This window comes from Streptomyces sp. A3M-1-3, from assembly GCF_024213665.1.
GTDB lineage: Bacteria > Actinomycetota > Actinomycetes > Streptomycetales > Streptomycetaceae > Streptomyces.
The window spans coordinates 84,243-103,990 of sequence record NZ_JANAVP010000013.1 but is presented as its reverse complement, the minus strand read 5'-3'; the positions used below and the strand labels follow the sequence as shown (position 1 = coordinate 103,990).

The following is a 19,748-nucleotide window of genomic DNA, read 5'->3' as shown; positions in this document are numbered from 1 at the left end:
TTGTCATCAGCGGAGTGCGCGGACGGGCCGGAAGAGCTCGGCGATGTAGTCCAGCGTGGCCACCAGGGCCCCCAGGGCCAGCCCGGCGAGGACGGCCGTCGCCACGCCGCCGGGGTGCACGGGTCCGGGACGGAAGGCGGCGAGGACGCCGACCACGGCCGCCGCCGCGAGGACGGCGTTGCGTACGACGTGCCGGATGCCCAGCGGGACGGTGGCGGTCCCGAAGCATCGGCACGGGGCAGCGGTCCCGCGCTGCAGCGCCCGTACGATGCCGGCCGCGAAGACGCTCAACAGCCCTGCGGCAGCCACCAGTCCGGCCGGGACGGCTGGGGCGGGCAGCGGAGCGAACAGCAGGACGGGTACCGCGAACTCGGCCAGCAGTACACCCACCGCCACCGGCCGGGCCCGCTCCGGCCGCGTGATGCGCAGCGCATGGACCGACGTGACGAAGGCCCCGAAAGATCCTCGTCCTGCTACTTTGCTGACCGACGACGCCAGGAATATCGCGCCCAGCAGACAGCGGATCCCGATGGCCAGGTACGGCATCACACCTCCTCGGTGTGTGTGCGGTGGTGCGGCGCCGGACACGCCGTGAACCGGCTGCCCGGCGCCGCGTCCGTCATGGGCCGGTGCGCGCGGAAGCTACTGGCACTGCACCGGGTTGGAGCAGCCGTGCCCGTCGCAGCAGTACGCCTTGCAGGGGCGGTTGTTGGGGCACTGCCAGCACGCGGGGAAGCTCTTCCAGCCACACGCGGCCGATCCCGCCGACGCGTCGATCCTGGGGACGAACCGCTCGAGCAGACCGGCTCCCATCGCTTCCAGCTTCTTGAGCATCTCGACACTCCTGTCGTCTTCGCGAGAGCACCCGGTCGGGTGCCGGGACCAACCTGCGGGATCGGTGGGAGACGTGTCAGCCTTCCTGGGTGTCCCGGACGGTCCCGGACAGTCCTGGACAAGTCCTGAGCGGTCCCGAACGGTCCGGGCCGGGGCGCCGGACAGCCGCCGACGCGGATTCGCCCAGGTCGCAGGGGGACAGCGGGGCTGCCGGCGGGAGGCTGTCCGCGGTGCGCACGACGAGGTTCGGACAAGCCGTCGGCCCCCCGGGGGTATGGCGGAATCCGCTATAGCCGTGGGGGCGCCACGCTCAAGAGCATCTGGTGCATGGAGACGGAGACCACCGGGAACCTGGATCCGGAGCAGGCGCGGGACGGGGCCGAGTTCGTGGCGCTGATGCGGGAACTGAAGCGCGCCGCCGGACTGACCTACCGCCGGCTCGAACAGCGGGCCGCCGACCGGGGTGAGGTACTGCCCCGCAGTACCGTCGCTTCCGTGCTGGGCGGCACGACGCTGCCGCGTCCGGAGTTGCTGGCCGCCTTCGTGAACGCCTGCGGAGACGGCGAACGGGTCTCGGTGTGGCTGGCGGCGCGGGAGGCACTTGCCGGGCAGCAGGCTGACGAGGTGGCGCAGACGGGGCCGGCCCGTCGTCCGGCGTTCCTCAGAGGGCCCGGCAGGGTTCCCGCTCTGCTTGTCGTGGTGGCGGCCGTCGCGATCCTGGCCGCCGCCACGGCCTGGGTGTCCCCCTCGACCGACGCACCGGCGGAGCAGGAACGGGCCGTTACCGGCGGGCGGTCGACGCCGTCCGGTGCCTGGGTTCCGCCGCCGAGCGGCTGGGTACGCATCCGTCCCGTCACGGAACCCCGGCTGTGCCTGACCGACGGACGGGTCAAGGACCGGCGGTACACCCCGCTCGTCGCCGTGCAGCGGCCGTGCGGCAGCGTGGCACCGCAGAACACCATGCTGGAGCCGGTGGGCGGGGACATGTACCGCATCCAATGGCACCACCCCGACTACGGCAAGGGCTGCCTGAAGGCCCTGACGGGCGAGCCGGGCGCGGGGCTGCTGGAACCGATGGACGCCTGTGAGGACGGCAGCCGTTTCCACATCGAACCGCACGCAGGCAACGGAAGCGGCCGGTACGTGCTCCGCGTCGACGGACAGGGCTGCGTGGGCATCAAGGGGTCGGACACGTCCGAGGGCACCGAGGCAGTGATGGAGCGGTGCGTGGGAAAGGGCGGCCAGGTCTTCCTGATCGGCCCTGCCGCCTGATCATCGCCTCTCGTCGCGAGGCGGCGGTGGCCGCAGGCCACTCCAGTCCAGCACGTTTTCGGCTTGCCGCTGCGTCTGATGGGCGGCGTCGCGGGCCTCCTTGACGACGTCGCCGTGCTCCTGGACCAGCTGGTCGTATATGGGCGGGTTCGCTGCCACGCTGTCTCTCCTGGTGTCGGGCTCGGGTCGGCGGCCCGTCTACCCGTACCGGCGAAGACCATGCATTTCTTCACGGGGTACGCCCTCCTCTACGACGCGGACCGCCACTTCCGCGTTGTGAGGAACCGAAACTCGCGCCGTGCACCTCCCTCCCTCTACCCGGTCCGGACGGAGCGGTGGGCTCGCCTTTCAGCCGGCCGGGGAGCAGGCCCGTGGATCGCGGCCGAGGAAGGCGACAAGGCGGTCGCCGGGGCAGGCCGACGAGGGCAGGGCGATCGCGGGCGCGAAGGCGATGCGCCGCTCTGCTTCGGTGACCAGCAGCCGGCCGACGGGCAGCAGACCGGCGGCGAGCGGGGGCGGGATCGGCCGGGGGTGCCCGCAGGCCTGTGCGACATCCCATCCGTGGACGGTGATCTCCAGGGCGCCGGTGCGGGCCATGAGGTCGGCGCTCAGCGGGCAGTCGGCGACGGCGATGAGGCGGTCGCCGGGGCCCTGTTCGCCACAGGCGCTGAGCAGCCGGCCGGCCCGGCGGCGGAAGGTCAGGGCAGGGTCGGCGCCGCCGCAGGAGCCGGTGGCGGCCGCGAGGGCACGGGTCCTCGCCCTGGCCTCCGTGGCTTCCCTGATGGCGGCGCTGGACACCCCGGTGGTATCGACCGCGCTGCACACCATCCGGCTGGACCTGGGCTCCTCGATCGAGGACCTGGAGTGGACGGTCAACGCGTACAACTTGAGTTTCGCCGTGCTGCTGATGACGGCGGCGGCGCTCGGCGACCGGTTCGGCCGACGTCGCATGTTCGCCGCCGGGCTGGGGCTCTTCGTCACCGCGTCGGCGGCATGCGCGCTGGCGGGCAGTGTGGAGGCGCTCATCGTGGCCCGCGCCGTGCAGGGTGTCGGTGCCGCGCTGGTCATGACGCTGGCCCTGGCGCTGGTGAGCTCGGCCTTCCCGCCGGAGCGCAGAGGCGTGGCGATCGGGGTGCTGGAAGGCGTCGCCGGGCTGGGGGTGGCCTGCCGTCCAGAGCGTGCTCGGCTACGGGCCGCTCGACGCGGGGCTCCGGCTGCTGCCCTGGACGGTCACCCTGTTCTTCTGCGCGCCTGTCGCCGGCGCGCTGGCCGACCGGTTCGGCGAGCGGCCGTTCCTGGCCGGAGGGCTCTTCCTGCAGGCGGTCGGCATGGGCTGGATCGCGCTGATCGCGCGGCCCGATCTGCCCTACGGCTCCATGATCGCGCCGCTGGTTGTCGCCGGCTGCGGCGTCTCCATGGCGATCCCGGCGGTCCAGACCTCGGTCGTCGGATCCGTGGCGCGCGAGGAGATCGGCAAGGCGGCCGGTATCAACAGCATGATGCGTGAGCTCGGGGGCGTCTTCGGGATCGCGGTCGGCGTGGCCGTGTTCGCCGGAGCAGGCAGTCTTGCCTCCGCCGAGCGGTTCAGTAACCACCCCTCACCACAAGGTACTTTTCATGCTTTTCCGCTTTGCTCCAATCCGGGGTAAGGGCCTGCTCCGAACCACCCGTGTGAAGCCGTACGCGCATCGGCGCCGGATCCGAGAAGGCCGGGTGAAGGGATCTCGGCCTGAATGCGGGGTACCACCGGTGCGCGTACGCCCGATCGGAATCGAGGAGGTGTGACTGATGACCGTTCCCATCCGAGTTCGCCGCCTGGTGGCAGGCGCCGCCGCGACGGGTCTGCTGGCCGGGGGTGCCGCTCTGGGCGCCGCCGGTACGGCTACCGCCGCTCCGGCGCCCACGTCCGCGACCGCGTACGTCACCGGCGACCACGACGGCCGGTGCCACTGGGACAAGGGGCACTGGGAGAAGAAGTGGGTCAAGGGCCACTGGGAGAGGAACTGGGTCAAGACTCACCACGACGACCACAAGTCGTGGCACCACGGCTACTACGACCGCCACGGCAAGTGGCACCACGGCTACTGGGACCATGACGGCAAGTGGAAGGGCCACTGGAAGTACGTCTACGTTCCCGGCCACTGGGACCATCACTGGGTGAAGGGCCACTGGGACTGCCACCACAGGTGAGCGCAGCAGCCGCCTCGCGAACCAGAGGTGGGGTCCCGGGACATCAGTCCCGGGACCCCACCTCTGCGGTGCTACTTCAGTACCTCCGACACCTCGGACGTGCTACTTCGGCATGAGGACGGTGTCGACGATGTAGACGGTGGCGTTGGCGGTGGGGACGTTGCCGCAGACCACGTTCGACGTGTCGTTGACCTTGTACGCCTCGCCCGAGCCGGAGGCGGTCAGCATGCCCTTCTGGAGCGTCTCGTAGGAGCCGCTCTCGAGCTGCTTCGGGGTGAGCTTCTCGCCCACCACGTGGTAGGTGAGGATCTTGGTGAGCATGTCCTTGTCGGCGAGGACCTTGTCGAGGTCAGCCTTGGGGATCTTGGCGAAGGCGTCATTGGTCGGCGCGAACACCGTGATGTTCTGGGCATTGTTGAGGGTGTCGACCAGCCCGGCCTGCTTGACCGCGGTGACCAGGGTGGACAGTGCCGGGTTGTTCGACGCGGCAGTCGCGACGGGGTCCTTGGCCATGCCGTCGAAGCTGCCGGCCCCGTCCTGGGGTACCGACGCACACGCCGGACCGAACGGCTTGTCCGTGGCAGCGGCGTCGTCCGTGCCGGGGGTGGTCTCCGCCGGGGCGGACTCCGTGCTGCCGGCCGCGCTGTCGGAGCCGGAGTCGGAGCTGTCGTCCGAGCAGGCGGTCAGAGCCAGCGGCAGCACAGCGGCGGCTGCCATGGCGACGGCGGCCCGGCGGATGCGAAGGGCGTTCATGACGGTTCTCCTTGAATTGGTCGTGCTGAACTGGGATTGGGCATCGTGGTGGAGCGGCGTGTCAGTCGACGGTGACCACCACCGAGTGCCATCCGCTCGCTCCGTCGGGGATGGGGCGAGCGCGCTTGTCGGTCTGCGGCCGGCCGGTCCGGTCGGTCGCACGGACGGTGAGGGTGTGTCCGCCGGGCGTTGCCTCCCAGGGGAAGGACCACTGGCGCCAGGTGTCGGTGGTGGCTTCCGCCGCCAGGTCGGCCTGCTTCCAGGGCCCGTCGTCGACGCGGACTTCGACCCGGTCGATGCCACGGCGCTGGGCCCAAGCCACGCCGGCGACCATGACGGTCCCCGGCTTGGGCCGGGCGAACGGCTTGGGCGTGTCGATACGGGACTGGGTCTTGACCGGTGCCTCGCGCGCCCAGTCGCGCTTCACCCAGTACGGGTCGAAGTCGTCGAACGTGGTGAGCTCGATGTCCTCGATCCACTTGCAGGCCGAGACGTATCCGTACAGCCCGGGTACGAGCATCCGCACCGGGAAGCCGTGGTCGAGCGGCAGCGGCTCACCGTTCATGCCGACCGCGAGCATCGCGTCGCGGCCGTCCATGACGGCTTCGACGGGGGTGCCGAGTGTCATGCCGTCCACCGAGCGGGCCACCAACTGGTCGGCGGGACCGCCCTTCGACGGCGGCTTCACACCGGCGTCGCGCAGCACGTCGGCCAGCCGTACACCGATCCACCGGGCGTTGCCCACGTACGGTCCGCCGACCTCGTTGGATACACAGGTCAAGGTGATGTCCCGCTCGATCAGCTCCCGCTCCAGCAGGTTCTGGAACGTGAGCGTCCGCGGACGGGTGACGCCCTTTCCGTGAATCCGCAGCCGCCAGCGCATCGCGTCGACCTTCGGGACGACAAGCGCCGTGTCCACGCGGTAGAAGGTCCTGTTCGGTGTCACGAACGGGCTGATCCCGGGGATACGCAGGGCCGCACCGCGCGGCACCGCAGCGGCGGGAGAAGCCGGGCCCGGCAGTGTCACCGCTGCCCGCGAAGCGAGCGCGTCCTGCCCTCGGGAGGTACTCAGGCCGCGCCCCAGGGCGCCGGCGCCGGTCGAGGCGAGCGCAGCGGCACCGGCCGCGACCAGGAACCCCCGGCGGTCCCAGCCGGCCTCGGCACCCGGCTCGGAGGCCGGACTTGGCTGTGCGGTGAGCCGGCCGATGAGTACGTACAGGAGGACCGCCCCGGCCAGGGCGCCGACGAGGGAGGGCAGTGCGTCGACGAGGCCGGTCGCGTCCGGCCGGCTCATGGCCGCACCCGCACCGACCACACCGAATGCCGGCACACCGGCCGCACCGAGGCGTCGGTGGCGCAGCGCCAACAGCCCGAGCGCCATGGCCGGCAGGCCCAGCACGATGACGATGCCGAGTTGGAGCACGAACTTGTCGTTGGTCCCGAAGTTGCGGATCGCCCAGTCCTTGACCCCTGCGGGTGTGCGGTCGATGGCCGCACCGCCCACGGCAGTCACCGGGCCGGCCTCGGGCCGGACCGCCGCCGCGACGAGTTCGGCGACGGCCAGCGCGGCATAGCCGGAGAGCAGGCCACTGAGCGCGGCCGGTGCGCCGCGGAAGAAGGTGGTTCCGGTGATCCTCACAGTCACCATTCGGAGCCACCTGCTCGGCGGATTGGGCCATCACCCGATCAAGTGAAGATCGTTGCCCGCCCGCGCTTTGGTGTGGACCAATCCACAGGTGCGTCAGCTCCGAATCAGTGATGACATGGAAGCGAGATCGCCCGAGTGTGCCGACACAACAGGTGAGCGAGGAACTTGCGTGTCATCCGCCGGCAGCGGACGCAACGCCCGACGCCAGTCGAGTGAGCTGGACCTGGACGAGCTGATGGCCCGGGTCGCTTCAGGTGACCGGGACGCCTTCGGCCCCGTGTACGACGCGGTCAGCGGACCTGTGATGGGACTCGTGTCCCGGATCCTGCGGGATCCGGCGCAGGCCGAGGAAGTGACGCAAGACGTGCTCGTCGAGGTATGGCGCACCTCCGGACGGTTCCGCCGCGAGCGGGGCAAGGCCATGACATGGGTCATGGTGCTCGCCCACCGGCGGGCGGTGGATCGCGTGCGGTCCACGCAGGCGCTGCGGGACCGCGAGCAGAGAGCGGCCCTGCTGGAGCAGACGACACCCTTCGACGAGGTGACCGAACAGGTCGAGGCGCGCCTGGAGCGGCAGGAGGTACGGCGCTGCTTGCGCACCCTCACCGAAATCCAGCGCGAATCGGTTGCCCTGGCCTACTACCAGGGCCTGACCTACCGGGAGGTGGCCCGTTCGCTGTCTCTGCCTCTGGGGACGGTGAAGACGCGGCTGCGCGACGGCCTGATCCGGCTCCGTGACTGTCTGGGAGGAGAGCCATGAGCGGCGCCGACCTGCACACCGCCACTGGCGCCTACGCGCTGCACGCGCTCCCGGAGAACGAACGCAGGGAGTTCGAGAAGCACCTGGCCACCTGCGATGCGTGCGCACAGGAGGTGGCCGAGCTGTCGGCCGCGGCCGCGCGGCTCGGCCGGGCCATGGCGGTAACTCCGCCTGCGGAATTCAAGGACCGGGTGCTGGAACGGGTTGCCGCTACCCGGCAGGAGCACCCGCTCCTCACGCGCGAGCGGCCTCGGCGGGCGCGCCGGTGGATGCCCCGCGTCGTGCTGGCCGCGTGCGTGGCGGCCGCTGCGGCGTTCGGCGGCGTCGCTGTATGGCAGCACCAGGAAGCCGACAGCGCCAGGACGGCGGTGCAGCAGGCCGAACAGCGGGAGGCGGCCGTGGCGGACGTACTGGCCGCGCCGGATACGAAGGTCCTGACCCAGAAACTCGCGGATGGGGCCACGGTGTCCGTAGCCCTGTCGCGCAGCCAGGACGCTGCGGCCTTCATCGCCTCGGGCATGCCACAGCTCCCGGCCGGCAAGGTGTACGAACTGTGGTTCAGCGACGACGGCACCTTCCGCCCGGCCGGCCTGTTGAGCGGCGCCGCGGGCCAGCAGCTGCGTCTGCTCGACGGTCCCGTCGGTGAGGCGACGGGCGTGGGCGTCACGGTCGAGCCCGAAGGCGGCTCACCACAACCCACATCCCCTCCCCTCGGCTGGATCAGCCTCCCCGCCTGAAGCGGTGGGAGGTTGGTTGAGACGGTGGACGTGGCCCTCGGAGTTGCCTCTGCTGCCCATGCGCAGACTGTGACCGGTAGCGGACCGTGACGCTTCGAGATGCGGAGCCGTGGGGGCGCTGGTTCGCTGATGAAGCCGCTCCTCCCCCACAGCAAGGAGTGATCATGAGCGTCGCAGATGAATCCCGAGGCCGAGCGCGGCAGATGCGCGAGAAGGCCCAGCAGATGAACGAAGCCGCCGAGCGCACGACCGACCCCGAGGAGCGCCAACGGCTCCAGGAGAGGGCCAGGAGACTCCAGGAGCAGAGCGAGCAGCAGAGCAGCATGGGCGGCGGGGACATCTATCCCCCGGAGTGACACCACCGCACCGCCCGGCGGCCGTTTGCCTCCCATGCTCCTCCAGGGGTGAGAGGCCGACGGCCGCCACGGCGTCGGGCACCACGGGGGCGTGGTCCATCCGTTCAGATGGCATAGACCACGTGGTCAGCATGTGGGCGCCGTACCAGCTGCCGAACAGCGTGGCGACGCATGCGGCAATCGCCGCCGTGCGGTTGTCGGTTCGCGCCAGCGCGCGGGCAGCCGGAATGAGCGATCGCTGCGCAGGGCTCCCCCGGGCTCGTCCTGCGCCTCCAGCACCTCCAGCACCTCCAGCACCTCCAGCACCTCCACGCTCCATCCGGTATCGGCCAGGACGTTCGCGGCGACGAGACCGTTGGGCTCCGCTCCGATCACCACTGCGTCGGGCATGGCCTGCCTCCCCTCCGGGCCCGTCGGGCGCACGCTCATGTCGCGGGCGTGTCCGCGCGGTGGCGGCTCGGCGCCTTCTCGACCACTTCCGCGAGGCGGCCCAGCATGCTGCGGTGCCGTGCTTGGAGCAGGGCGTCCACGGCGGCGTTGTGCAGCAGGCCGCCGGGGCCCTGCAGCGGGTGCTCGTCGACGATGACCAACGTGTCCGGACCCCACGGCCGGATGTCGATGGCGATCCGCGCGGTGCCGAGCGGGCCGCTGCAAATCTCCAGTTCGAGCCACTCGGGTGGTTCGTGACGCCGTACGACGGTGTGCCCGCTGACCGTCCACGGCCCGAGCCGGACGTCGTATTCGATCTTCGCTCCCACCTCGGGCCAGTTGCCGTCGACCGGTCGGGAATCCGACGTACCGACGACCCAGTCGGCATAGCGGGAGCCGTCCTCGAGCACCGACCACACCACGGCCGGAGGCCTCTTGATCAGCTGGTGTCGTACGGCCATCTGCGCCTCCACGAGCCCTCGGCGAAGCAATTGCCCCGGCCCTCCCCGTGCCGGCCCTCCCCGTCTTCCCAGCCTAGGCCAGAGCACGCCGGTCGGCCCCCGGGTCGCGGTCCAGGTGGAGAACCCTGGGCGACGGGCCTCGATGCGGTGGCGGCGAGCGGCGGGCCGCGTCCGTGACGGGGCGGGGCCGGCCCCGCGGAGCAGCACGCCGGCGCACCGGCGGGTTGCCGCTCCGCGGCGGGCTCACTCCAGGCCGAGCGCCTCGCAGGCCGACCGGTACTTCGGCGTGCAGATCTCGGCGACCGTGTATACGCCGTCCTTGACGACCGTGTCGTCGATGTTGTCCTTGGTCAGCGACACGACCGGGACGAGCACCGACGGGATGCCCGCCTTCGTCGGGCTGTCCACCTCGGACTTGGCGATCGAGTCGAGCTTCTCGCCGTTCGCGAGCGCCACGGCCATCTCCGCGGCGGCCGCGGCCTCCGGCGCGTACGGCTTGTACACGCTCATGAACTGCTCACCCGCGACGATCCGCTGCACGGCGGCGAGTTCGGCGTCCTGGCCGGTGACCGGCGGGAGTTTCGAGACGCCGACCGCCTTCAGCGCGTCGATGACGCCGCCCGCCATGCCGTCGTTGGCGGAGTAGACGCCGATGATCCGGTCCGTGCCGATGGCCGTGGCTGCCGCCTCCATGTTGTTGTAGGCGTTCTCCGGCTTCCATTCCCTGGTGTCGTACTCCTTGCCGATATCGACCTTGCCGTCGAGGACGGAGTGCGCGCCCTTCTTGAACAGTTGGGCGTTGGGGTCGGTGATCGCGCCGTTCATCATCACGATCCTGCCGTCCTTGGCCGTGCCGCCCAGAGCCTCGAGCAGGGCCTTGCCCTGGACGCGGCCGACCTCCTCGTTGTCGAACGAGGCGTACCCGTCGATCGGGCCCTCGGCCAGACGGTCGAACGCGACCACCGGAATGCCCTCGTCCTCGGCTTTCTCCACCGAACTCGAGATGGTCCAGGTGTCCACAGCGCCCAGGATGATCGCATCCACCTGAGCTGCGATCAGCAGGTTGACCTGGCGCTTCTGCTCCGTCGCGTCCTGCTCGGCATTGAGGTACGTGACGGTGGCGCCCGGCGCCAGCTCCTTGATCCGCTCCTCGATGAGCGGCCGGTCGAACTTCTCGTAGCGCGCGGTCTCCTTTTCCGGCAGCAGCAGACCGATGTTCAGCGGGCCCTTCTTGGGCTCGTCGCCCTTGTCGTCCGGCTCGCCACTGCCGCATGCGGCGAGCGAGACAGCCGTTGCGGCGGCTGCGGCAGCCATGGCGGCACGGCGCACTGGTGAGTTCACTTTCCAAGCCTCCCTGACAAGGCCGCATTCCTGCGGCCGAGGTGCAGGAAGTCAACGGTGCCCTCAGGTGTGAGTCAAGAAGTCGCACGCTAACGACCCGGCAACGGGACTATGCCTCTTCTAAGTGAAGGCAGGCCGGGCGTGTGGTACATGTCGTCCAAGCGTGCCGGGCCGGCCGGTGCCGGCCGGGCGCAGCCCCACTGGACGCAGGAGGCAGGGGTGCGACAGCTCGCGGTCATTGAGGCGCCGTCCATTCTGGGGCTGCGGCCCTCCGGCGTCGAGGACCTGCCGTCGGCGCTGCTGGCAGCCGGTCTGCTCGACGGTGTCGAGGCGGTGAGCGCGGGCCGCGTCGACGCACCGCCGTACGATCCTCGGCGCGACCACGACACCGGCGTGCTCAACCCGCTTGGCATCGCGCGGTACTCGGGCGACCTGGCCGACGCCGTCGGCGAAGTCCTCAGCCGCGGCCAGTTCCCTGTCGTCCTCGGGGGCGACTGCAGCATCCTGCTCGGCAATCTGCTCGCGCTCAAGCGGCGCGGGCGCTACGGTCTGCTCTTCCTCGACGGCCACACGGACTTCTACCAGCCCTCGGCCGAGCCGGCGGGCGAGGCGGCCTCGATGGAACTGGCCCTGGCGACGGGCCGTGGCCCGCGGGTGCTCGCCGACCTCGAGGGCGGGGGTCCGCTGGTACGGGACGAGGATGTCGTCGCCTTCGGCTTCCGGGACGCCGAAGAGTCCGCGGCGGCCGGTATGCAGCCGCTGCCGCCGCAGCTGCACACCGTCGGCCTCGGCGCCGTACGCGAAGCGGGCGCCGCCGCGGCAGCGCGCACGGCGGTCGGCCGAATCGGCGCCGGGGGCAGCTCCGGGTTCTGGGTCCATCTCGATGTCGACGTCCTGGACGACGCGATCATGCCGGCGGTCGACTACCGGCTCCCCGGCGGGTTGGACTGGGACGAGCTGGACCGTGTGCTCGAGGTGGCGCTCGCCGACTCCGGAGCCGTCGGCCTCGACGTCACGATCTTCAACCCTCGGCTCGACCCGGGCGGGCGGATCGCGGCCCGCCTCGCCGCGTGTCTGCGCCGGGGACTGTCAGTATTGACCAGCCACCGCTGAACCCGACCCTGGAGAGGGCCAGTGATGAAGGAAGTGACGCTCCCTCTGGTTCCGGACGACCGGGGCGTGTTGCACGCCGCGGCTTCGGATGTCAGCGGTGTACTGCGGAGCCTGGGCGCGGGCTGGCTGCGCGCGGTGCGTACAGGTGGGTCGAACCTCGACGAGGAGACCGTGGCCGCGCTGACCATTGAGCTGGCGAAGCTCGCCGACCGGATCGATGTCGAGTGCATCGGCCACACGAGCGGCGAAGGCAAGAGCGGCCGGTGAGCCGACTGCTCACCGGCCGCCCTCCACTTGAGACCTGAGCCGCGTGCGGGTCAGTGATCGCCGCTTCCGTAGGGGCGGGTGATGACCTCCATGCCGTGGCCGGCCGGATCCATGAAGTACACGCCGCGCCCGCCGTCGTTGTGGTTGATCTCGCCGGGCCGCTTGCCGTGCGGGTCGGCGAAGTACGTGATCCCGGCGGCCCGGATGCGCTCGAAGATTCCGTCGAAATCCTCCTCGGTGACCAGGAACGCGTAGTGCTGCGAGGTGATCGACTCCGCCGGGATGGCGGCGAAGTCCAGAGTGACGCCGTTGCTCAGAGCGACGGGGATGAACGGACCCCATGCCGGCCCGGTCTCGAGGCCGAGGATGTGCGCCAGAAATTCGGCGGATTCCCGGTTGTCCCGGGCGTGGATGATTGTGTGATTCAACTGCACTGACACGGTGGAGTGCCTCCGTCCGGCAATCTCACGGGCACCTCCAGGCCTCACCCTGCCAGTGGCCGACACGCGATGCCGTACCGGTGATCCTACTGGGACGTGCATCGACCCCGCCCACGGTCGGTCAGAGCGTCTCGCTCAGGGAGTCCGCCAGGCGGCGGCGGGCGGCCCGGGCGGCCGGCAGCGCGGCGGCCGCGACCGCGCCCAGGAGGGCGCCCGCAACGACCGAGGCCAGCAGCGGCGCGGGCGGGAGGTGGGCGATGCCGGCTCCCATGCCGCTGGAGCGGCCCTGCGTGTCCACCAGCCAGCTGCCCGAGAGTACGCCGAGTCCCGTGCCGAGGACGGCGGCCGCGAGGGCCGGGAAGCCGGCGGCCGCCACGATGGCCGCGCTGATCTGCCGGGGTGTCAGTCCGATGGCCTTGAGCGCGAGCAGATCGCGGCCGCGGTCGCGGACGCCGGTGCCGATCAGCGTCAGGAGTTCGGTGAGCCCGATCAGGGCGAGTACGGCGATCAGGGCCGCGATCACCCCTCGCGCGGGTTCCAGCTCGTCGGCCGGGTTGTGGGTCTCCCGGATCTCGAGGGCGCCCCCGGCCGCGTCGGCCAGCTCGGCGCTCACCGACCGGGGATCGGAACCCGGCCGCAGGACGAGGTGGCGGACGTCCGGCCGCAGCTCGGGGTCCCGTTCCCGGAGCGTGTCGACCGTCGTGGAGATCACCCGGCCGCCGGCTTCCGGTTCGATGCTGCGTCCGACGATGTGCAGGATCTGCGGCCGCCCTTCGACGGTCATCCGTACCCAGTCGCCGACCCGTACGTCCAGCAGATCGAGCAGCCCCTGGCCTGCGACCGCTTCGTCGGGGCCGTCGGCGGGGCGGCCCTCGACGACGGTGAACGGATAGGGGTCGCGCGCTGTGCCCAGCCCGCGCAGGGTGATGGTGCCGGTCTGTCCCGGCACGAGGGCCGCGACCTCCACCCCGGGGTGGACCGCCTCGACGTCCGGGGGCGCGCTCAGTACGCGGGCGAGTTCCTGGCCGGTGAGGCTGCCGGGCCGCTCGGCCCGTACGGTCAACGCTGCGGGCAGTCCCATCCGCGCCGGGCTGCTGCGGAACTGGTCCAGGGTGGACCAGGCGACCAGCGCGACCGTGATCATGAGCAGCGGAAGCGCGAGCCGGGCGACGGTGGTCAGGGTGCGCGGGCGGCGGGGGAACGCCGCCCGCCAGCCGAGCACGAGGGCCGGCGGCACCCGCATCCCGAGTGCCCGGCGCCCGAGGCCGGTCATGGGCGCGACCGAGGGGAGCGCCGCCCGGGCGGCCGGCACGGGCGGGACCCGGCCGGCCCGCCAGGCCGCGAGTCCGGTGGCGGCCGCGATCACGAGTACCGCGCCGCTCGGGACGCCGAGCATCAGCGCCGTGTATCCGGGCAGGTCCTGCCACACGGCGGCGGCCTCCCCGATCCTGCCCGGTATCCGGGCGCCCAGCAGTGCGATCGCCGCCGTGCCCAGGGTGACCCCGAGCAGCGCGAAGGCGAGGTGCTGGAGGAGGAAGGCGCGTATCACCTGGCCGGGCGTGAAACCGATCGCCTTGAGGATCGCGATGTCCCTCAGCTGTCCCCGGATCCTGGCGCCGATGGCACCGGAGGCGGCGAGCGCGGCGGCGAGCAGCGCGCCCAGCCCGAACACGGCGAACAGCTGCCCGAGCAGCCGGTCGTCGCCCCCGGCCTCGGCGCGGGCCTGCTGCCATGTGGTGACGTGGGCGACTCGGTCGGCGCCGAGCAGGGTGACGGCGCGCTGGACGGTGAAGTCGGTGTCGCCCGGATCGTCCAGTCGCAGTCCTACGCTGTGCCCGGTCCCTGCCCCGGACCCGGTCCCTGCCCCGGACCCGGTCCCGGTGCTCCCCGGTGCAATGCGGTCGAGTGTGGCCGGCAGCACCCAGCCGATGCCCGGCTGACCGCCGGGCCGGTAGCGGGGTTCGGCGGCCTCGGCGACCCCGGTCACCCGGACGGGGTGTGCGGTGCCGTCCGGTCCCGTGACGGTGAGGGTGTCGCCCGGCTCCGCCCACAGCACCCGCGCGACCGAGCTCTCCAGTACGACGGTGTCGCTGCCGTCGGCCGGCGGGGCGAGCCAGCTGCCCGCGGTGACGAGTGGCCGGCCGGTCTCGGGTGGCTGGGTGTCCGCCGCGCGCAGGGCCACGCCCGCCCGTGCGCCGCGCGACTCCAGCGTGGTCCTGGCGGTGCGGTACGGGCCGGAGACACCGACGACACCGTCCAGCCCCGACAGGGCACCGGCGTCCGCGGCGACCCGGGTGTGGAGCCAGACATGGGCCCCCTGGGACTGGGTGAAGATCCGCTGCCAGGGGTTGGCGGCGTAGCTGAACAGGGCCCCGGCGAGCAGCAGCGAGGCGATGATGCCGGCGCTGGCCAGCACGACGAAGAAGGCTTGGCCGCGGTGTGCCCGGAGATCGGCGTGCGCCCAGCGCAGGGTGGCCCGCACGGTCACTCCTTCAGTTCGAGTACGCCGGAGACTCCTCGGCCCGGGCTCCGGTGCCCGCCGCCGAGCGCCGCGTCGTCGGCTGTGCGTCCGTCGAAGAAGCTGATGACCCGGTCGGCCGCGCTGGCCATCCGGGCGTCGTGGGTGACCAGCAGGATCGTCTGGCCGCGCTGGTGGAACCGGGAGAGGAGCCGCAGCACCTCCCGGGTTCCCTTGCTGTCCAGGCTGCCGGCCGGTTCGTCGGCGAGCAGCAGCGCGGGGTGGTTCACCAGGGCTCTGGCCAGCGCGACGCGCTGCTGTTCGCCGCCGGAGAGTTCGCCGGGCATGGACCGTTCCCTGCCTTCGAGGCCGAGCTCGGCGAGCAGGTCACCTCGGCTGTCCCGGGCGGCCTTGGGCGAGGCGCCCGCGAGCAGTGCGGGCAGTTCGACGTTGTCGGCGACGGTGAGGTCGGAGACGAGATTGAAGAACTGGAACACGATGCCGATGCTCCGGCGGCGCAGCACCGCCCAGCGTGCCTCGGAAAAGGTGTCCACCCGTTGGCCGTCGAGCCAGAGGCGGCCGCTGTCGGGCCGCTGGAGTCCGCCGATGAGGTGCAGCAGCGTGGACTTGCCGGCTCCGGAGGGGCCGGTGACGGCGACGAACTCACCGGGCTGGACGGTGAGATCCACGGCACGTACGGCTTCGACTGGTGTGCCCTCGCCGTGGTGGCTCTTGGTCAGTCCCTCGGCGCGCACGATCGGCGCCGGGTCCCCGGGGCCGGGTACGCCGGTCGCGGCAGGAGCGGTGTCGTCGCTCATTCCAGCTCCTCCTGACAGCGTTCCAGCCAGTCGAGGTCGGCTTGCAGATGCAGCATGGCGCCCTCGATCAGCAGCTGGGAGACCCGGTTGTTCCGGTCCTCGGCGGCGGCCAGCTTCGACAGGTCGCGCATGGTGTTCAGGTACTGCCGCCGCTGCTTGTTGATCAGGGCGATGGGGTCGGCCAGGCCCGACTCCGGTGCGAGGGCGAGCTTCATGAAGAACTCGTCCCGTACCCGCGGCTCGTCGGTGGTCTCGTCGAACCAGCCGAGCACGGCCTCGTGCCCGGCGTCGGTCAGCCGGTACGTACGCTTGTTGGGCCTGCCCGACTGCTCGACGTCCTCGCCGGCGATCAGACCGGCCTTTTCCAGCCGCCCGAGGGTGACATAGATCTGGCCGACGTTCGGCTGAGGGTACGCGGCGCCCAGGAGCTTCTCAAGGTCCTGCTTGAGCTCGTAACCATGCGCCGGGCCACGGGTGAGGAGTGCCAGGAGCGGCAGCCGCACGCGCTCCCCTCCCTCCCGATCCGTAGTTTCTTGTTGGCCGGAATGCGAGAGTGGTCCGCGCCACCCGCTTTCTCCGCCTGGGTGTCTAGTATCGCCCATGCCTAACGGGTATACATAGGCCACGATGGACGGCGGCGCAGCCGGATCGGTGCACTGGGAGGAACCTATGCGGTGGATGCATGCCGCGGGTAGGGGTCTCCTCGTGGTCGCGGTCCTCCTGGCGGGTTACGCGGGATTCGGCGCCCACCCCCGAGGTGCGGCGGACGGGGACGCGGGCTCCATGAAGGGCCGCGGGCCCATGACGCTCGTGACGGCGGGCGATCTCACCGAGTACCTGGGTCCGTTGCTGGACGACTGGAACCGCGGCCGTCCGAAAGAGCGGGTGACCCTCGTCGAACTGCCCGACTCGGCCGACGAGACCCGGGCCCAGATGATCAGTGAACTGCGCTCGGGCAGCGACCGCTTCGACGTCCTGAACATCGATGTGGCCTGGACCTCCGAGTTCGCCGCGGCCGGCTGGGTCCGTCCGCTGAAGCCGGACCGGTTCCCGCTGGACACCTTCCTGCCGCCGGTCGTGGACACCGCCACCTTCGACGGCCGCCTGTATGCCGTCCCTTATGTCACGAATGCCGGGTTGCTCTACTACCGGTCGGACATCCTGGAGCGCGCGGGCGAACAACCGCCGCGCACCTGGGCGGAGCTGGCCCGGCAGGCCCGGACCCTCGCGCCCGAGTACGGCATGGACGGTTACGCGGGCCAGTTCCTGCCGTACGAGGGGCTCACGGTGAACGCCACCGAGGCGGTGCACTCGGCAGGCGGCTCCTTCCTGCGGGACGACGGCGCCAAGGTCTCGGTCGACTCGGCCGCGGCCCGCTCGGGACTGGAGTTCCTGGCCGGCGGGGTACGGGACGGCTGGATCTCTCCGGAGGCCCGCGGCTACAAGGAGGAGGAGTCCCGGCAGGCGTTCCAGGACGGCCGGCTGCTCTTCCTGCGGAACTGGCCCTACGTGTATTCGGTGGCGGGCGCCAAGGGGTCGAAGGTGGCCGGCAAGTTCGGGGCGGCGCCACTTCCCGGTCCCTCCGGACCGGGCACCAGTGTCCTGGGCGGCTCCAATCTCGCCGTCAGCAGCCGTTCCCGGCATCCGGAGTCGGCCGCCGATCTGATCTCCTACCTCACCAGCGAGCGGGTCCAGCGCCAGGTGCTCACCGAGGGCTCCCTGCCGCCGGTGCGCGCCGCGCTGTACGAGGACCCCGCGCTGGTCCGGGACTTCCCGTATCTGCCGACGCTGCGACAGAGCGTGCTGGCGGCCGAGCCGCGCCCCAAGAGCCCGCAGTACGACCAGGTGAGCCTCGCCGTGCAGGCCGTCGTGCAGGACGTCATGGCCCTGCGTCAGACGCCGGAGCAGGCGGTGGCGCGGCTGTCCCGCGAGCTGGGATCGATCTCCCGCAAGGGCTGAATCCGCTCTGCCCTCGTTCACCTTACTTTCGTGTTAGGTAACACGTCCTCTGTCATACCATCAAATAACGGGCATACCTGGGCTGTTTCTTGCAGCATCGTTGACACCTACTGGTCACCGCTACTTAACATGCATGCATAACAGCGCACCCGCTCTGGGGCGCTCTCGCATCCAGCAGGAACAGGTCAACGCGAGATGCTGACAGCTCTTCCGGCCGGCATCGGCCATCCGTCACGCACCACTGCCACCACCGCCTGGTGGCGCGATGCGGTGATCTACCAGGTGTACGTACGCAGCTTCCTCGACAGCACGGGGGACGGCATCGGCGATCTGGCCGGCGTACGGGCGGGCCTGCCGTACCTGAGGAAGCTCGGTGTCGACGGGATCTGGCTCAGCCCGTTCTATCCGTCGCCCCAGCACGACCACGGCTACGACGTGGCCGACTACTGCGACGTCGACCCCGTCTACGGTGACCTGGCCGAGTTCGACCTGCTGATGGCCGACGCCCGGCGACTCGGACTCAGACTGCTGCTGGACATCGTCCCCAACCACTGCTCCAGCGAGCACCCCTGGTTCCGCGAAGCGGTCGCCGCCGACGCGGTGAGCGCCGCCCGCGCCCGCTTCCACTTCGCCGACGGCCGCGGGCCGGACGGCTCGGAACCGCCCAACAACTGGCGGGCGATGTTCGGCGGCCCCGCCTGGAGCCGCATCACGGAGCCCGACGGCATCCCCGGGCAGTGGTATCTGCACCTGTTCACCCCGCAGCAGCCGGACCTGAACTGGCGCAACCCCGAGGTCGGCGACTCCTTCGAGCAGGTGCTGCGCTTCTGGCTGGACCGGGGCGTGGACGGCTTCCGCATCGATGTCGCCGCCGGCCTCTTCAAGCACCCGGAGCTGCCCGACTCGGCCGACCCCGGCGCCGACGAGCGGGCCCGGGACTCGGTGAACCCGCTGGCCTGGAACCAGCCCGAGGTCCACCAGGTGTGGCGGCGCTGGCGGTCGGTGTGCGAGGAGTACACCGCCCTGGACGGCAACGAGCGGCTGCTGGTCGGCGAGGTCTCCGTACCGACCGCGCGTGAACACGCCGAGTACGTACGCTCCGACGAGCTGCACCAGGCGTTCTTCTTCGACCTGCTCAGCGCCCCCTGGGACGCCGGCGCGTTCCGCGCGACCATCACCGAGGCGATACGCGACATCGCCGGGACCGGCTCCACCGTCACCTGGGTGCTCAACAACCACGACCAGGTCCGCACGGTCACCCGGTACGCGGGCGAGCCCGGCGTGGAGGGCAGCGGCCTCGGCGCCGCACGGGCCCGCGCCGCCGCCCTGCTGATGCTGGCGCTGCCCGGAGCCGCGTACGTCTACCAGGGCGAAGAGCTCGGCCTTCCGGAGGTCCTGGATCTCCCGGACGACGTCCTCACCGACCCGATCTTCCACCGCACCGGCAGCCGCAAGCGCATCCGGGACGGCTGCCGCGTGCCCCTGCCCTGGTCCGGTCACGCCTCCCCGTTCGGCTTCAGCCAGGGCGCGGCCGGTGCCCGGCCCTGGCTGCCGCAGCCCGAGTGGTTCGCCGAGCACGCCACCGACCGGGCGCTGGCCGACACCCGGTCCTTCTGGCACCTGTACCGCGAGGGACTTCAGCTGCGCCGCAGCCTGCCGCAGCTGGGCGAGGGCAGCCTGCGCTGGCTGGAGGCACCCCCGCAGGTGCTGGCCGTGGCCCGCGGCGACGGGCTGATCTGCGCCGTCAACTTCGGTACCGAGCCGGTGCCCGCCCCCGTCCCCGGCACCCCGCTGCTCTCCAGCGGCCCCTGCCCGGACGGTGTGCTGCCCGGAGCGACCGCCGCGTGGTGGACGGGCGACTGCACCACCCCGTGAACCACCCGCTTCAACCTCACCCTTTCGGAAGGAATGT

The 19,748-nt window shown here is 71.2% G+C and carries 23 protein-coding genes and 1 pseudogene; 11 read left to right on the top strand and 13 right to left on the bottom strand.

Going from position 1 to position 19,748, the window contains the following annotated elements:
* Positions 1 to 6: 6 nt before the first annotated feature.
* A complete protein-coding gene (locus NLX86_RS16970; RefSeq protein WP_254372548.1) occupies positions 7 to 546 on the bottom strand; it encodes a MauE/DoxX family redox-associated membrane protein in 540 nt (179 codons plus the stop codon).
* A 96-nt stretch (positions 547 to 642) separates the two neighbouring features.
* Positions 643 to 834: a hypothetical protein gene (locus NLX86_RS16965; RefSeq protein WP_254372547.1), complete on the bottom strand. Its 192-nt coding sequence runs from the start codon at positions 832 to 834 to the stop codon at positions 643 to 645.
* Positions 835 to 1,161: 327 nt separating this feature from the next.
* Here NLX86_RS16965 and NLX86_RS16960 point away from each other — a divergent pair, with 327 nt between their 5' ends.
* Positions 1,162 to 2,106 (top strand): RICIN domain-containing protein, encoded by a 945-nt coding sequence (locus NLX86_RS16960; RefSeq protein WP_254372546.1) that lies wholly within the window; start codon positions 1,162 to 1,164, stop codon positions 2,104 to 2,106.
* Here the strand turns inward: NLX86_RS16960 and NLX86_RS16955 are convergent, their stop codons facing one another.
* Both NLX86_RS16955 and NLX86_RS16950 read right to left on the bottom strand, forming a co-directional pair.
* Positions 2,107 to 2,265: a hypothetical protein gene (locus NLX86_RS16955; protein ID WP_254372545.1), complete on the bottom strand. Its 159-nt coding sequence runs from the start codon at positions 2,263 to 2,265 to the stop codon at positions 2,107 to 2,109.
* A 189-nt stretch (positions 2,266 to 2,454) separates the two neighbouring features.
* Positions 2,455 to 2,934 (bottom strand): maleylpyruvate isomerase N-terminal domain-containing protein, encoded by a 480-nt coding sequence (locus NLX86_RS16950; protein WP_374213901.1) that lies wholly within the window; start codon positions 2,932 to 2,934, stop codon positions 2,455 to 2,457.
* Here NLX86_RS16950 and NLX86_RS35070 point away from each other — a divergent pair.
* From NLX86_RS35070 to NLX86_RS16940, 3 genes and pseudogenes are all read left to right on the top strand, one after another.
* Positions 2,888 to 3,214, top strand: a pseudogene (locus tag NLX86_RS35070) (MFS transporter); the annotation flags it as partial. The gene NLX86_RS16950 and the pseudogene NLX86_RS35070 overlap by 47 nt on opposite strands.
* A gap of 70 nt (positions 3,215 to 3,284) precedes the next feature.
* Positions 3,285 to 3,755: an MFS transporter gene (locus NLX86_RS16945; protein WP_254372543.1), complete on the top strand. Its 471-nt coding sequence runs from the start codon at positions 3,285 to 3,287 to the stop codon at positions 3,753 to 3,755.
* Positions 3,756 to 3,894: 139 nt separating this feature from the next.
* Entirely contained in the window at positions 3,895 to 4,296 is a 402-nt protein-coding gene (locus NLX86_RS16940) for a hypothetical protein (RefSeq protein ID WP_254372542.1), read from the top strand.
* A gap of 102 nt (positions 4,297 to 4,398) precedes the next feature.
* On the opposite strand, the gene NLX86_RS16935 is transcribed toward NLX86_RS16940, so the two are convergent.
* The gene (locus NLX86_RS16935; protein WP_254372541.1) at positions 4,399 to 5,049 is read right to left on the bottom strand and encodes a fasciclin domain-containing protein; all 651 of its coding nucleotides are present in this window, start codon (positions 5,047 to 5,049) and stop codon (positions 4,399 to 4,401) included.
* Between the two features lie 61 nt (positions 5,050 to 5,110).
* On the bottom strand, positions 5,111 to 6,697 hold the full coding sequence (locus NLX86_RS16930) for a molybdopterin-dependent oxidoreductase (RefSeq protein ID WP_254372540.1): 1,587 nt from the start codon (positions 6,695 to 6,697) through the stop codon (positions 5,111 to 5,113).
* Between the two features lie 235 nt (positions 6,698 to 6,932).
* Here NLX86_RS16930 and sigK point away from each other — a divergent pair, with 235 nt between their 5' ends.
* From sigK to NLX86_RS16915, 3 genes are all read left to right on the top strand, one after another.
* Positions 6,933 to 7,457, top strand: coding sequence for an ECF RNA polymerase sigma factor SigK (sigK, locus tag NLX86_RS16925; protein ID WP_254372625.1), 525 nt, complete (start codon positions 6,933 to 6,935; stop codon positions 7,455 to 7,457).
* Positions 7,454 to 8,194, top strand: coding sequence for an anti-sigma factor domain-containing protein (locus NLX86_RS16920; RefSeq protein ID WP_254372539.1), 741 nt, complete (start codon positions 7,454 to 7,456; stop codon positions 8,192 to 8,194). The genes sigK and NLX86_RS16920 overlap by 4 nt, the downstream gene beginning before the upstream one ends.
* A gap of 164 nt (positions 8,195 to 8,358) precedes the next feature.
* Positions 8,359 to 8,550: a DUF6381 family protein gene (locus tag NLX86_RS16915; RefSeq protein WP_254372538.1), complete on the top strand. Its 192-nt coding sequence runs from the start codon at positions 8,359 to 8,361 to the stop codon at positions 8,548 to 8,550.
* A gap of 126 nt (positions 8,551 to 8,676) precedes the next feature.
* Here the strand turns inward: NLX86_RS16915 and NLX86_RS16910 are convergent, their stop codons facing one another.
* The 3 genes from NLX86_RS16910 to NLX86_RS16900 form a co-directional block, all read right to left on the bottom strand.
* Entirely contained in the window at positions 8,677 to 8,940 is a 264-nt protein-coding gene (locus tag NLX86_RS16910) for a hypothetical protein (protein WP_254372632.1), read from the bottom strand.
* Positions 8,941 to 8,975: 35 nt separating this feature from the next.
* Positions 8,976 to 9,440, bottom strand: a complete 465-nt coding sequence (locus NLX86_RS16905) for an SRPBCC family protein (RefSeq protein ID WP_254372537.1) — start codon at positions 9,438 to 9,440, stop codon at positions 8,976 to 8,978.
* 243 nt (positions 9,441 to 9,683) lie between these two features.
* A complete protein-coding gene (locus NLX86_RS16900; protein WP_254372536.1) occupies positions 9,684 to 10,781 on the bottom strand; it encodes a sugar ABC transporter substrate-binding protein in 1,098 nt (365 codons plus the stop codon).
* Between the two features lie 219 nt (positions 10,782 to 11,000).
* Between NLX86_RS16900 and NLX86_RS16895 the strand changes: the two genes are divergently transcribed.
* Both NLX86_RS16895 and NLX86_RS16890 read left to right on the top strand, forming a co-directional pair.
* Positions 11,001 to 11,894: an arginase family protein gene (locus tag NLX86_RS16895; RefSeq protein WP_254372535.1), complete on the top strand. Its 894-nt coding sequence runs from the start codon at positions 11,001 to 11,003 to the stop codon at positions 11,892 to 11,894.
* Between the two features lie 24 nt (positions 11,895 to 11,918).
* Entirely contained in the window at positions 11,919 to 12,161 is a 243-nt protein-coding gene (locus tag NLX86_RS16890) for a DUF6213 family protein (RefSeq protein ID WP_302061422.1), read from the top strand.
* A 50-nt stretch (positions 12,162 to 12,211) separates the two neighbouring features.
* Here NLX86_RS16890 and NLX86_RS16885 read toward each other — a convergent pair whose 3' ends face one another.
* The 4 genes from NLX86_RS16885 to NLX86_RS16870 all read right to left on the bottom strand — a co-directional run bounded on the left by NLX86_RS16885 (position 12,212) and on the right by NLX86_RS16870 (position 16,380).
* Positions 12,212 to 12,601 carry a VOC family protein gene (locus tag NLX86_RS16885; protein WP_254372533.1) on the bottom strand — a complete coding sequence of 130 codons (390 nt, stop codon included), beginning with the start codon at positions 12,599 to 12,601 and terminating at the stop codon, positions 12,212 to 12,214.
* A gap of 121 nt (positions 12,602 to 12,722) precedes the next feature.
* Positions 12,723 to 15,083 carry an FtsX-like permease family protein gene (locus tag NLX86_RS16880; protein ID WP_254372532.1) on the bottom strand — a complete coding sequence of 787 codons (2,361 nt, stop codon included), beginning with the start codon at positions 15,081 to 15,083 and terminating at the stop codon, positions 12,723 to 12,725.
* Between the two features lie 2 nt (positions 15,084 to 15,085).
* Entirely contained in the window at positions 15,086 to 15,877 is a 792-nt protein-coding gene (locus tag NLX86_RS16875) for an ABC transporter ATP-binding protein (RefSeq protein ID WP_254372531.1), read from the bottom strand.
* Positions 15,874 to 16,380, bottom strand: coding sequence for a PadR family transcriptional regulator (locus tag NLX86_RS16870; RefSeq protein ID WP_254372530.1), 507 nt, complete (start codon positions 16,378 to 16,380; stop codon positions 15,874 to 15,876). The genes NLX86_RS16875 and NLX86_RS16870 overlap by 4 nt, the downstream gene beginning before the upstream one ends.
* Before the next feature lie 166 nt (positions 16,381 to 16,546).
* On the opposite strand from NLX86_RS16870, the gene NLX86_RS16865 reads away from it, so the two are divergent.
* Positions 16,547 to 17,836, top strand: a complete 1,290-nt coding sequence (locus NLX86_RS16865; protein ID WP_254372529.1) for an ABC transporter substrate-binding protein — start codon at positions 16,547 to 16,549, stop codon at positions 17,834 to 17,836.
* 195 nt (positions 17,837 to 18,031) lie between these two features.
* Positions 18,032 to 19,711 carry a glycoside hydrolase family 13 protein gene (locus NLX86_RS16860; RefSeq protein WP_254372528.1) on the top strand — a complete coding sequence of 560 codons (1,680 nt, stop codon included), beginning with the start codon at positions 18,032 to 18,034 and terminating at the stop codon, positions 19,709 to 19,711.
* Positions 19,712 to 19,748 lie beyond the last annotated feature (37 nt).

Coding starts and splice junctions, on each gene's coding strand:
- NLX86_RS16970 (WP_254372548.1), bottom strand. CDS start 546: ATGCCGTACCTGGCCATCGGGATCCGCTGTCTGCTGGGCGCGATATTC.
- NLX86_RS16965 (WP_254372547.1), bottom strand. CDS start 834: ATGCTCAAGAAGCTGGAAGCGATGGGAGCCGGTCTGCTCGAGCGGTTC.
- NLX86_RS16960 (WP_254372546.1), top strand. CDS start 1,162: ATGGAGACGGAGACCACCGGGAACCTGGATCCGGAGCAGGCGCGGGAC.
- NLX86_RS16950 (WP_374213901.1), bottom strand. CDS start 2,934: ATGGTGTGCAGCGCGGTCGATACCACCGGGGTGTCCAGCGCCGCCATC.
- NLX86_RS16940 (WP_254372542.1), top strand. CDS start 3,895: ATGACCGTTCCCATCCGAGTTCGCCGCCTGGTGGCAGGCGCCGCCGCG.
- NLX86_RS16935 (WP_254372541.1), bottom strand. CDS start 5,049: ATGAACGCCCTTCGCATCCGCCGGGCCGCCGTCGCCATGGCAGCCGCC.
- NLX86_RS16930 (WP_254372540.1), bottom strand. CDS start 6,697: ATGGTGACTGTGAGGATCACCGGAACCACCTTCTTCCGCGGCGCACCG.
- sigK (WP_254372625.1), top strand. CDS start 6,933: ATGGCCCGGGTCGCTTCAGGTGACCGGGACGCCTTCGGCCCCGTGTAC.
- NLX86_RS16920 (WP_254372539.1), top strand. CDS start 7,454: ATGAGCGGCGCCGACCTGCACACCGCCACTGGCGCCTACGCGCTGCAC.
- NLX86_RS16915 (WP_254372538.1), top strand. CDS start 8,359: ATGAGCGTCGCAGATGAATCCCGAGGCCGAGCGCGGCAGATGCGCGAG.
- NLX86_RS16910 (WP_254372632.1), bottom strand. CDS start 8,940: ATGCCCGACGCAGTGGTGATCGGAGCGGAGCCCAACGGTCTCGTCGCC.
- NLX86_RS16905 (WP_254372537.1), bottom strand. CDS start 9,440: ATGGCCGTACGACACCAGCTGATCAAGAGGCCTCCGGCCGTGGTGTGG.
- NLX86_RS16890 (WP_302061422.1), top strand. CDS start 11,919: ATGAAGGAAGTGACGCTCCCTCTGGTTCCGGACGACCGGGGCGTGTTG.
- NLX86_RS16875 (WP_254372531.1), bottom strand. CDS start 15,877: ATGAGCGACGACACCGCTCCTGCCGCGACCGGCGTACCCGGCCCCGGG.
- NLX86_RS16865 (WP_254372529.1), top strand. CDS start 16,547: ATGCGGTGGATGCATGCCGCGGGTAGGGGTCTCCTCGTGGTCGCGGTC.
- NLX86_RS16860 (WP_254372528.1), top strand. CDS start 18,032: ATGCTGACAGCTCTTCCGGCCGGCATCGGCCATCCGTCACGCACCACT.